The organism is Mesorhizobium silamurunense (assembly GCF_014843825.1).
GTDB lineage: Bacteria > Pseudomonadota > Alphaproteobacteria > Rhizobiales > Rhizobiaceae > Mesorhizobium > Mesorhizobium silamurunense.
This window is the reverse complement of the sequence record NZ_JHQR01000081.1, coordinates 1-9,137: the sequence shown is the minus strand read 5'-3', so window position 1 is coordinate 9,137 and position 9,137 is coordinate 1. Positions and strand designations below refer to the sequence as shown.

At 64.0% G+C, this 9,137-nt stretch carries 6 protein-coding genes; all 6 read right to left on the bottom strand.

Features of this window, described 5'->3' with window-relative positions; translation table 11 throughout:
- Positions 1 to 313 precede the first annotated feature (313 nt).
- Positions 314 to 2,845, bottom strand: a complete 2,532-nt coding sequence (locus DH10_RS10200; protein ID WP_192384660.1) for a hypothetical protein — start codon at positions 2,843 to 2,845, stop codon at positions 314 to 316.
- 515 nt (positions 2,846 to 3,360) lie between these two features.
- Positions 3,361 to 4,215, bottom strand: coding sequence for a patatin-like phospholipase family protein (locus DH10_RS10195; protein ID WP_192250489.1), 855 nt, complete (start codon positions 4,213 to 4,215; stop codon positions 3,361 to 3,363).
- Positions 4,212 to 5,471: a M16 family metallopeptidase gene (locus DH10_RS10190; RefSeq protein ID WP_192250492.1), complete on the bottom strand. Its 1,260-nt coding sequence runs from the start codon at positions 5,469 to 5,471 to the stop codon at positions 4,212 to 4,214. Before DH10_RS10190 ends, DH10_RS10195 begins: the two co-directional genes overlap by 4 nt.
- 329 nt (positions 5,472 to 5,800) lie before the next feature.
- A complete protein-coding gene (locus tag DH10_RS10185) occupies positions 5,801 to 7,162 on the bottom strand; it encodes a M16 family metallopeptidase (protein ID WP_192384659.1) in 1,362 nt (453 codons plus the stop codon).
- Positions 7,163 to 7,277: 115 nt separating this feature from the next.
- Complete coding sequence (gene rsmD / locus DH10_RS10180; RefSeq protein ID WP_192250500.1) at positions 7,278 to 7,832, bottom strand: 16S rRNA (guanine(966)-N(2))-methyltransferase RsmD; 555 nt, start codon at positions 7,830 to 7,832, stop codon at positions 7,278 to 7,280.
- The coding region (locus tag DH10_RS10175; RefSeq protein WP_192384658.1) for a pseudouridine synthase at positions 7,813 to 9,137 on the bottom strand (1,325 nt) is incomplete at its 5' end. The genes DH10_RS10175 and rsmD, both read right to left, overlap by 20 nt.

Below are 9,137 nucleotides of genomic sequence, written 5' to 3'. Positions count from 1 at the left end.
GGCCGGCGGCGCCGCCGGTTGGGCTGCCGGACACGCCCTGGCGGGGGCGAAATAGAGCCAGGCCGCCGACGCCCACAACTGCCACTGCAACAAGCATCTTGCCCAACGACGCCGGCCCCGCCGGCGCAGGCCATCCGGAGCCGCCGAAGATAAAAAGGGCAGCGCAAGCGATGAGGATCAGACCTATGAACCTTACCTTTGCCCGCGCTGAACCAGACCCTGCCTTGACTATCATTGCCGAAGCGACACCAAACAAAACACCACGGTCAATCCACCTGCCTCTCGCACGACGCCAGGCGGCGCATGCGATGCGTCAGCCGCCGTCATTGGCGTAGACGTGCAATATCGCCCCCTCGAACGTCATTCCGGTGTTGTTGTAGAAGTCGAGTTCCTGATGGATCAGGTTTCCGCCAAGCTCGGACCCTGCGGTGGCGGACTCGGCGTCCAGTCCGATGTTCCATGCTGCGCTGCTCGCCTTCACCGCGCTGCCACCACCCCAATCCTCGAAGTGAGAGGAGGATGTCCCGCCATTCTCCACCTGCAGCCAGTCGATGGCCTGGTCGAGATATTTGTGAGGGCTGTTGGGATCGGATGCGTCGCCGATCGGATTCCCGGCCAGATAGTTGAGCCAGGTGGCTGCCGCATCGCGGGCAAGGACAAAGCGTGTATCCTGCAGATCCTTGGTCGACGCGTTGATCACCTTCAGTGCATCGGCGTAGGAGATGAAGAACGTGTCCTCCCCGGCATCGGTCACCCCGTTCTTGTTGTAGTCTCCGATCAGAAGGCCTTTGGTGGCATCCTTTTGTCCGTCGTTGTTGGAATCGACAGCATAGAGCAATTCACCGGAAGCGAAGTTCGGGCCGGATTTGTCGGCACCCGCAACGCCATCCCAGAACGACTTGCCGAGATTGCTCCAGAAACCCGGGGTGCGCACTCCGGGACCTGCGAACGACTGAACTGTCGCGCTGTCTTCGGCGCTGACCTCGTTCAGGCTGTCATCGTCATGCGCCACGACTTCCACCGTGTTGGTTCTGGTGTCGGCGTTGGGAAGCAGGTTGAAGGCGCTGGTCGCTTCGAAGACCCAGGTCTCGTTGCTGTCGACTTGATAGTCGCCATCGAGATCGCCCGACACATAGTGTGTGCCGTATGAGCTGTTGGCTACGAAGCCGTCCACCAGATTAATGTCGTCGCTAGTATCTCCGGGCGTCGCGTTGTCGTCGACCAACGAGGTCAGCGTCAGCGGATCGAACACGCCGGCCGCGCTCGTGTTGGTTATCTCGTAGTGATAGGTGGCGTTCTGCGCTCCCGACTGAACCGTTTCGGACGAATGGAAGATGCCGTCATGATCGGCATCTACGGTTTTCTCGATGGCGACCGACGGCGCGACGTCGTTCACCGTCACGGTCGCAGTATCGTTGGCGGACACGTCGTCGGTGCTGTCGTCGTCATGGGCGTGCACGACAACCGTGTTGACGATGCTGCCGGCGTTGTGGGCGTCGACGCCGACGGTCGCGCTGAAGACCCATTTCTCGTTACTGTCGACGAGGTAGTCGCCATCGGTGTCGCCGGACACGTAGTAGTCGCCGTGAGTGCTGTTGGCGACGAAGCCGGTCAGCAGGTCGATGTCGTCGCTGGTGTCGCCGGGCGTCGCGTTGTCGTCGACCAGCGAGGTCAGCGTCAGCGGATCGAACGCGCCGGCAGCGCTCGTGTTCGTCACCTCGTAGGTGTAGGTGACGTCGGCGGCCGAGCCCTCGTCGATCGAGGTCGGGTCGGCGGTCTTCTCGATGGCGATCGACGGCGCGACATCGCTCACCGTCACGGTCGCGTCGTCTGTGGCCTGCACGTCGTCGGTGCTGTCGTCGTCATGGGCATGCACGACGACCGTGTTGACGATGCTGCCGCCGGCATTCTGGGCATCGATATTGACGTCCGCCGTAAAGATCCAGGTCTCGTTGCTGTCGACCAGGTAGTCGTTGTCGGTGTCCCCGGACACATAGTGAGTGCCATGCGAGCTGTTGGCGACGAAGCCGTTCAGCAGGTTGATGTCGTCACTGGGGTCGCCCGACGTCGCGTTGTCATCGACGAGCGAGGTCAGCGTCAGCGGATCGGTGGCTCCGTCAGCACTCGTGTTGGTCACCTTGTAGGTGTAGGTGACGGTCGTCGCATCGCCCTCGTCGATTGAAGTCGGATCGGCCGTCTTCTCGATCGCGACCGCCGGCGCGTGATCTACATTGTCTTTGGTGATGACGCCCCACTCCTCAAAGCCACCGTCCGAGCCGCTGGGGTTGCCGAATGCCGAATACAGATAGACATAGTCCCCAGTCGCCCCCGTGAAGAAACTTGTCGGGATGTAGACGAAGAGATCGCCTTGTCCGCTGCCGGCTGGCGCGTCTTTGCCGGCGTTCAACTGAACGGTCACGTCACCGTCGGTGGCATTCCCATCCATGTCATAGAGCAACTGCTGGCTCTGGAGAGCGGAAAGGTTCGTAATATTCGGGTCTGATGCCGAGTATATCTGCAGCGAGTTCAGAGACAGCAACGACCCGGAAGGGCTGTTCGGCTCGTTCGCGTCGAGCTTGAACACGTAGTAGTCGTGACCGTCCACGGTCACCACCTGCATGTCGCTCAGCAGAAGCGCGTTGGTGTGCTCCTGCTGTTTGTCATCCAGCGGCAGCGGAGTGCCGTCGGTATTGAAGCCGCTCTCGGTGCCGTTCGCCCCAAGGACAAGGAAACTGTCATAGTTGCCGGTGCCGGAGTCGCCTTGCTGCTCGGCCGCAAAGATGGTGCCATCGGTCAACGTCTGCGATGTCGTCGCATCCGTCAGGTCAACTATGGTATCGGCCATTTCAAACTCCCTTGCGCCCAACGCGCCCCTATTGGCCGCGCGAGGCGGCGAACTACCCCATGCCAAAGGCGCTGCGATCAGCGCCCGATTCCGCGAGTGAGGGAGGGTCCGTTAAGCGTTCAACAGGCCGCGACCAACGGCTCCGGCCGGCGAGCAAATGCACATGGCGGCTCACGACGGCTGGCGGCTCGATGATGACGGCTGAAGCGGCTATGAACGCCGCGCTGCGTTTCCCCTACCCCAGTAGCGCCGTGACTCGTTGTTGCCGGTCGGGAGACTGTTCTCGCTACTATATTAGGATATTATTAACTCTACCGCAGCGTGCGTCAACGGGCAATTCGATGAAGAGTTAATGACAAAACGCAAGCTTAGGCTTGAATGCGGCCCATAATGGATCACGAATAATTCATATCTTCATAGGTCCAACTTGATCAGGGACCTATGCAACTTTCCCATCGGACTTTTGTTGCCGGACCTTAGTCGCTATGCGCCCGCCCATGAAGGTGGCGACATCTCTACACCACCTTCTTGCCGCGCTTGCCGTCATGCTCGGCAACCGCCTTCTCGACGGCGCGCTTCAGCTCGTCCTTGATCTCGACGGTGTCGGCCATCAGCGCCTCGACCTTCAGGAAATCGAGCACGCGGTATTTCGAGACCGCCGGGCGGATGAGGATATCCGGCGGGTGCTGCCGCAGCTTGTTGGCGGTGATCGACTGCATCATCAATTGCGTGGCGCCATACATCAGGTCGACCGTGGTCGGGTGCTTGCGCTCGACGTCGCTCGGCGCCCCCACCACGTCGATGGCGATAATGATGTCGGCGTCCTTCTCGACGAGATCGAAGGGCACCGGATTGTAGATGCCGCCGTCGATCAGCACGCGGCCGTCGCGCGTCACCGGGCGAAACACCGCCGGAATGGCGGCCGAGGCTGCCAGCGCCGAATGCAGGTCGCCCTCGGCGAAGACCGCGAGCTTGTGGCCGAAATAGTCGGTCGCCGTGACTTTCAGCGGGATCTTCAGCTCTTCGAAGGTGGCGGGAATGGCGTCAGGCAGGAAAGCCTTGAGGATGCGTTCGACATTGAACTGGCCGACGCGGATGCCGCCCTGCATGGCCTCCGCGATCGTGCCCGGCCGCGAGCGCCACATGCGCGCGGCCACCTCGGCGCGGCTGCCGAGGATCGAGCGGCTGTAATCGTGGATCTCCGCCCCTCGCATGCCGGCGGCCATCCCGGCGCCCATTATCGCGCCGATCGAGGAGCCGGCGATCGCCACCGGCCTGATGCCGAGCTCGTCCAGCGCCTCGATGGCGTGGATATGCGCAAGTCCCCGCGCCCCGCCGCCGCCGAAGGCAACCGCGAAAGTCGGGCTCATCCCTTGCCGCTCCCCGCCACCTGCACAAGCGGCGGACCGATCACCATCACCGCCGGGTCGGCCGACAGCAGCTTCTTCGCCGCCGCCTTGACGTCTGCAAGCGTCACCGCGTCGATCAGCGCGGCACGGCGCTTGATATAGTCGATGCCGAGATTGTCGAGCTGCAGTTCGACCAGCGTTGCGGCGATGGAACTAGAGGAGTCCAGGTTGTTGATGGCATAGGCCCCGATCATGTATTTCTTGGTCGCCGCAAGCTCCTCCTCGGTTGGCCCCTTCTCGGCCATCTCCTTTACCACCTGGCGCACGATCGACAGCGTCTCGGCGGCGCGGTCGGAGCGGGTCGCCGTCGTGACCAGCAGCGCGTTGGAATGCTCGTGATCGACGAGATCGGAGCTGACGCCATAGGCAAGGCCGCGCTTCTCGCGCACCTCCTCGTAAAGCCGCGACGTGAAGGTCGAGCCGCCGAGAATCTCGTTCATCAGCACCGCGGCGTAGAAATCCGGATCGCTCCGTTTCACGCCGGGCCAGGCAAGCTGCAGCGAGGTCTGCGGCAGGTCGTAGTTCACTTCCAACTGCTGGCCGAGCTTGGGCACGACATCGGCAACGGAGGCCAGTGTCTGCTTCTGCGGCAAGTCGCCGAACACCTCGTCCAGCTTGCCGCTCAGCGTGGCGGCGTCGATGTCGCCCACCACCGTCACATGCAGACCACCACGGGCGAAATTCGCTTTGTGGAAGGCCTTGAGGTCGTCGGCGGTGATGGTGGCGAGGCTCTCCTTGGTGCCCTCGTCCGGCCGCGCATAGGGATGCTTGCCATAGATCGCGCGCAGCCAGCGTTGCTGGGCGATCGTGTTGGGATCGCGCTCATTGGCGAGGATGCCTGAGAGTGTCTGGGCGCGGATGCGGTCGATCGGCGCCTGGTCGAAGCGCGGGCTGTTCACCGAGAGCTTCAGCAGGCCGAAAGCCTCGTCCTTCTGGTCGGACAGCATGCGCATCGAGCCATAGGTGCCGTCGCGCGCCGCCTGAAAGCTCATCTCGGCGCCGGCATCGTCGAGCTTTAGCTGGAAGGCCTCGCTGTCGAGGTCGCCGGCGCCCTCGTCGAACAGGCCGGTCATCAAATTGACCAGCCCTTCCTTGCCGGCGGGGTCCTGTGCGGTGCCGCCATCGAAGACGAAGCGGATGGCAACCAGCGGGATCGAATGGTCTTCCACCAGCCAGGCGGTGATGCCCTTCTTCGACTTCACCTCCTGGATATTCATCTCCGCGTGAGCGGCAAGCGCCGGCAAGAGCAGGAAGAAAAGGGCAAAGCAGAGGGTGGCGAAGATGCGATAGAGTCCCCCTTCTCCCCTTGTGGGAGAAGGTGTCGCCGAAGGCGACGGACGATGGGTTCTGGGCGGAGTGCGACTTTGGAAACCGCCAGCCCTCGATGCCCGACGAGATAGGTCGCGTTTCTTCCAACACCCCTCATCCGTCTCGGCGCTGCGCGCCGATCCACCACCCTGGGGCGAGCCACGGGTCTCGCCCCGTCCTTCGGACCCCACAAGGAGAGAAGGAAAAGCACTCATCCGTCCGCGTACAAGGCTCATCATCAGTTGCCCGCCTGTTGCTGCGGCAGGAGATAGCCGGTCGTCGAATGGTCGAGCACGAGGTAGCGGGCGGCCGCCGCCTTGATCTCTCCGGCTGTCACCTTGCGGATGCGGTCCGGCCATTCCTCAACATCCTTCACATTGCCGCCGGTGGCGAGCGTCGAGCCGTACATATTGGCCATGTCGTCCTGCTTGTCGCGGGCAAAGATCATCGAGCGGACGTAGCGCGTCTTGGCCCGCTCCAGTTCGTCATCGGTCACCCCGTCCCTCACGATGCGCGCGATCTCGGCGTCGACGGCAGCTTCGACATCGGAAAGCTTGGCGTCGCCGCGCGGCGAGCCGTAGACGGTGAAGTTGGTGGCGTCGAGCATGGTGCCCTGGAAGAACGCGCCGGCCTCGGAGGCGATGCCCTGCTTGACCACCAGCTGCTGGTATAGCCGGCTGCGGTTGTCGCCGCCCAGGATCTCGGCCAGAAGATCGAGCGCCTCGGCCTCGCCGGGCTTGGCGGTATGATAGGACGGCACAACCCATTGCGTGGAAAAGCTCGGCACCGAGACGCGCGCGTCGGTGAGGGTGACCGTGCGCCGCGTGTTCTGCTCCGGCTCGACCGGGCGGATACGCGGCCGCAGATCCGGCCCGCGCGCGACCTTTCCGTACGTCCTTTCGGCCATCGCCTTCACCGCGTCCGGATCGACATCGCCGGCGACGATCACCACGGCGTTGTTCGGCCGGTAGAAGGTGTCGTAAAAAGCCTTGGCGTCCTCGCGGTTCAGCTGCTGCATCTCCTGCATCCAGCCGATCACCGGAATGCGGTAGGGCTGGTTCTGCCAGAGCGTCGCGTCGACCTCCTCGTCGAGCACGGCCTGCGGATCGCTGTCGATACGCGAGCGGCGCTCCTCCAGGATCACGTCGCGCTCGGTCTTGATGACGTCGTCGGTGAGGACGAGGTTGCGCATGCGGTCGGCCTCGAACCCCATCATCTGCTCGAGCGCCGAAGGCGGCACCGTTTCATGGAAGGCGGTGTAATCGTATGACGTGAAGGCGTTGTTCGAGCCGCCGATGTCGGCCACGGCCCGGTCGAACTCGCCGGCAGCGTGGTTGGCGGTCGCCTTGAACATCAGATGCTCGAAGAAATGCGCGATGCCGGATTTGCCGGGCGGCTCGTCGGCGCTGCCGATCTTGTACCAAACCATATGCGTGACGATCGGGGCGCGATGGTCCGGAATGACGACCACCTCCATGCCGTTGTCGAGCAGGAAGTCCTTGACTTCCGCCTCGTCCCCGGCCCACGCCGGAGCCTGCGCTGCCAGTGCCAGCGTGCCGGCAAGGAGTGCTGCGCGCAGCCCTCTGGTGCTCAATGTCATCAAATGCTCCGGTTTCGGTCGCGCGACGATAGAAAAGCTTCGCTGGCGAGCCAAAGTGAATTGTTCGTCATTTTCGAGGCGGGACCTAACCTTCTCTCCTTGTGGGAGCCGGGCCTTACCCAACCTCGATGAACCTGATCACCGTATCGCCATAGCCGCGCTCGTCCACCACGGAAAAACCGGCGCCCGGCTCGAATGCCGCCGAGGCCGCCTCCTCGACCACGCAGAGCGCGCCAGGCGAAAGCCAGCCGCCGACCTTGGCCGAGCGCAGCGCGCGTTCGCCGAGCCCCTTGCCATAGGGCGGGTCGGCGAAGACCAGGCCGAAGGGCGAGAGCGTGCCGGCGTCGCCGAGATGGGTGGCGTCGCGGCGGAAGATTTTTGTGCGCCCGGTGAGCCCGAAGGCCTCGACATTGTCGCGGATCAGCCCGCGCCCTTCCGCCGATTCCTCGATGAAGACACAGTAGGAGGCGCCGCGCGACAGCGCTTCCAGCCCGAGCGCGCCGGTGCCGGCGAAGAGATCGAGCACACGGCCGCCCTCGAGCTTCTCGGCATAGCGATGCGCCAGCACGTTGAACACCGCCTCGCGGGTGCGGTCGGTGGTGGGGCGGATGGCGTTAGAACGGGGCGTCGTCAGCGGACGCCCACGAAGCTCACCGCCGACGATCCGCATTGCCACCTCTCGTACCCTTCGGACCGCGCGGCCTGTCGCCGCCGCTTCCCTCGGGTCGATCGCCTCTTGGTTTGCCGAACGGCTTGCCGCCTGGCTTGAACGATGCCTTGCGCGCCTTCGCCTCCGCGACCCTTGCGGCGTCGGCCTCCGCCCTGCCCTTGCCGATCGGCCGAGCGCCCGGCGCCATCCAGACATTGGCTTTGCGCTGGCCCGGCGGCTCGATCGGGCGAGGCTCGCCTTTCTTGCCGCCGGCTTTGCCGCCGAAGCCGCGCTCGGACTTGCCGAAGCCGCGCTCGGATTTGTCGAAGCCGGACTTTGAGCCGCGCTCGCCGAAGGCCCTGTCAGGCTTGGTCGACAGCTTGCCCAGAGCCTCGTCGCGGCTGCCTTCGCGGCGCTTGCGGGCCTTGATCAGCCCACCTTCGCCGATTGGACGGCGATCGCCCTCGCGCGAGAATTTCGGTCGCTCAGCCTCCTCGCGGCGCGGCTCGGTGCGCCGCACCGGCTTGTTGGAGAAGGGTTTCGTGATCTCGGCGTCGAAATTGGCGCCGGATTCCTCGATCAGCCGCTCACCGAGCTGCTCGCGCAGCATGCGGCCCTTGATCTCCTGCACATGGCCTTCCGGCAGATCGTTAAGCTGGAACGGCCCGTAAGAGATGCGGATCAGCCGGGTCACATCCAGGCCAAGCGCGCCGAGGATGTTCTTCACCTCGCGATTCTTGCCTTCGCGCAGTCCAATCGTCAGCCAGGCGTTGGTGCCCTGCTCGCGGTCGAGCGATGCTTCGATCGAACCATAGAAGACACCGTCGACCGCGATGCCTTCGCGCAAGCCAGCAAGCGCGCTCTCTTCGACCTTGCCGTGGACGCGGACGCGATAGCGCCTCAGCCAGCCCGTTGCCGGCAGTTCGAGCACGCGCGACAGCCCACCGTCATTGGTGAGCAGCAGCAGGCCTTCGGTGTTGATGTCGAGGCGGCCGATTGTCATCAGCCGCGGCAGGTCGGCCGGCAACACGTCGAATACGGTCTTGCGGCCTTCCGGATCGCGGTTGGTGGTGACCACCCCCGCCGGCTTGTGGAACAGGAACAGCCGCGTGCGCTCGATCGGCGGGATCTCGGTGCCGTCGAGGTGGATGACATCGTCGGGCATGACGTTGAAGGCCGGCGACGACAGCACTTTGCCGTTGACCTTGACGCGGCCGGCAGCGATCAGTTCCTCAGCGTCGCGGCGCGATGCGATGCCAGCGCGCGCCAGCCGTTTGGCGATGCGCTCGCCAGCCTCCGGCGCTGCTTCCGAGGGCCGCGGGCGCG